This window comes from Candidatus Vagococcus giribetii, from assembly GCF_017316185.1.
Taxonomy (GTDB): domain Bacteria; phylum Bacillota; class Bacilli; order Lactobacillales; family Vagococcaceae; genus Vagococcus; species Vagococcus giribetii.
Window position 1 is genome coordinate 1,853 of sequence record NZ_JAFLVX010000010.1, and the last position, 3,020, is coordinate 4,872.

Consider the following 3,020-nt stretch of genomic DNA (forward strand, 5'->3'; position numbering starts at 1 on the left):
TAAAATAAACAAACGTCTAACCATTAGGTTAGAAAAAGGTTAAGTGAATAAGGGCGCACGGTGGATGCCTTGGCACTAGAAGCCGATGAAGGACGGGACTAACTCCGATATGCTTTGGGGAGCTGTAAGTAAGCTATGATCCAGAGATTTCCGAATGGGGGAACCCAGCATCTTTTATAGGATGTTACTATTAAGTGAATACATAGCTTAATAGAGGTAGACGCAGAGAACTGAAACATCTAAGTACCTGCAGGAAGAGAAAGAAAAATCGATTTCCTTAGTAGCGGCGAGCGAAACGGAAACAGCCCAAACCAACAAGCTTGCTTGTTGGGGTTGTAGGACTCAGCTGTGGTAGCTGTTGTAGATAGTCGAATCGACTTGGAAAGGTCAGCCGTAGCGGGTAAAAGCCCCGTAGGCGAAATCGACAACACACCTATGAGTATCCTGAGTACGGCGGAACACGAGAAATTCCGTCGGAATCCGGGAGGACCATCTCCCAAGGCTAAATACTCTCTAGTGACCGATAGTGAACCAGTACCGTGAGGGAAAGGTGAAAAGCACCCCGGAAGGGGAGTGAAATAGAACCTGAAACCGTGTGCCTACAAGAAGTTAGAGCCCGTTAATGGGTGATAGCGTGCCTTTTGCAGAATGAACCGGCGAGTTACGATTGCATGCGAGGTTAAGCTGAAGAAGCGGAGCCGTAGCGAAAGCGAGTCTGAATAGGGCGAGTGAGTATGTAGTCGTAGACCCGAAACCATGTGACCTACCCATGTCCAGGTTGAAGGTGCGGTAAAACGCACTGGAGGACCGAACCCACGTACGTTGAAAAGTGCGGGGATGAGGTGTGGGTAGCGGAGAAATTCCAAACGAACTTGGAGATAGCTGGTTCTCTCCGAAATAGCTTTAGGGCTAGCCTCGGAATTAAGAATGATGGAGGTAGAGCACTGTTTGGACTAGGGGCCCGTCTTGGGTTACCGAATTCAGATAAACTCCGAATGCCATTCATTTATGTCCGGGAGTCAGACAGTGAGTGATAAGATCCATTGTCGAAAGGGAAACAGCCCAGACCACCAGCTAAGGTCCCCAAATATATGTTAAGTGGAAAAGGATGTGAGGGTGCACAAACAACTAGGATGTTGGCTCAGAAGCAGCCATCATTTAAAGAGTGCGTAATAGCTCACTAGTCGAGTGCCCTTGCGCCGAAAATGTACCGGGGCTAAACATATTACCGAAGCTGTGGATAGAACCATTAGGTTCTATGGTAGGAGAGCGTTCTAAGGGCGTTGAAGCTAGATCGTAAGGACTGGTGGAGCGCTTAGAAGTGAGAATGCCGGTATGAGTAGCGAAAGACAGGTGAGAATCCTGTCCACCGAATGACTAAGGTTTCCTGGGGAAGGCTCGTCCTCCCAGGGTTAGTCGGGACCTAAGCTGAGGCCGATAGGCGTAGGCGATGGATAACAGGTTGAGATTCCTGTACCCGTTTGTTTTGTTTGAACAATGGAGGGACGCAGTAGGTTACAAGATCGCACTGTTGGATATGTGCGTTCAAGCAACAAGTCTTGATAAGAGTCAAATGCTTTTATCTCTAAGGATAAGTTGTGATGAGGAGGGAAATATAGTACCGAAGTCTTAATATCACACTGCCAAGAAAAGCTTCTAGTTAGAAACAAACGGCCCGTACCGCAAACCGACACAGGTAGTCGAGGAGAGAATCCTAAGGTGAGCGAGAGAACTCTCGTTAAGGAACTCGGCAAAATGACCCCGTAACTTAGGGAGAAGGGGTGCTGAACGCAAGTTCAGCCGCAGTGAATAGGCCCAAGCGACTGTTTATCAAAAACACAGGTCTCTGCAAAATCGAAAGATGACGTATAGGGGCTGACGCCTGCCCGGTGCTGGAAGGTTAAGAGGATGGGTTAGCAATAGCGAAGCTCAGAATTGAAGCCCCAGTAAACGGCGGCCGTAACTATAACGGTCCTAAGGTAGCGAAATTCCTTGTCGGGTAAGTTCCGACCCGCACGAAAGGCGTAACGATTTGGGCACTGTCTCAACGAGAGACTCGGTGAAATTTTAGTACCTGTGAAGATGCAGGTTACCCGCGACAGGACGGAAAGACCCCATGGAGCTTTACTGTAGCTTGATATTGAATGTTTGTGACACATGTACAGGATAGGTAGGAGCCGTAGAATTCGGGACGCCAGTTTCGAATGAGGCAATGGTGGGATACTACCCTTGTGTTATGACCATTCTAACCCGCACCACTTATCGTGGTGGGAGACAGTGTCAGGTGGACAGTTTGACTGGGGCGGTCGCCTCCCAAAGAGTAACGGAGGCGCCCAAAGGTTCCCTCAGAATGGTTGGAAATCATTCGTAGAGTGCAAAGGCATAAGGGAGCTTGACTGCGAGAGCTACAACTCGAGCAGGGACGAAAGTCGGGCTTAGTGATCCGGTGGTTCCGCATGGAAGGGCCATCGCTCAACGGATAAAAGCTACCCTGGGGATAACAGGCTTATCTCCCCCAAGAGTTCACATCGACGGGGAGGTTTGGCACCTCGATGTCGGCTCGTCGCATCCTGGGGCTGTAGTCGGTCCCAAGGGTTGGGCTGTTCGCCCATTAAAGCGGCACGCGAGCTGGGTTCAGAACGTCGTGAGACAGTTCGGTCCCTATCCGTCGCGGGCGTTGGAAATTTGAGAGGAGCTGTCCTTAGTACGAGAGGACCGGGATGGACACACCTCTGGTGTACCAGTTGTTCTGCCAAGGGCATTGCTGGGTAGCTATGTGTGGAAGGGATAAACGCTGAAAGCATCTAAGCGTGAAGCCCCCCTCAAGATGAGATTTCCCATTTCTTTAAGAAAGTAAGACCCCTGAAAGATGATCAGGTAGATAGGCTAGAAGTGGAAGTGCAGTGATGTACGGAGCGGACTAGTACTAATCGGTCGAGGACTTAACCAAGAAATAACGGTGATAAAAAAGTAGTTGTCTAATAAAACATCCAGTTTTGAGTGAATAATCACTCAATTAA

Annotated in this window: 1 rRNA gene; it reads left to right on the top strand. The window is 49.2% G+C overall.

What is annotated here, in order from left to right:
• The first annotated feature begins 37 nt into the window (after positions 1 to 37).
• A 23S ribosomal RNA gene (locus DOK76_RS03280) occupies positions 38 to 2,950 on the top strand.
• Positions 2,951 to 3,020: the final 70 nt, after the last annotated feature.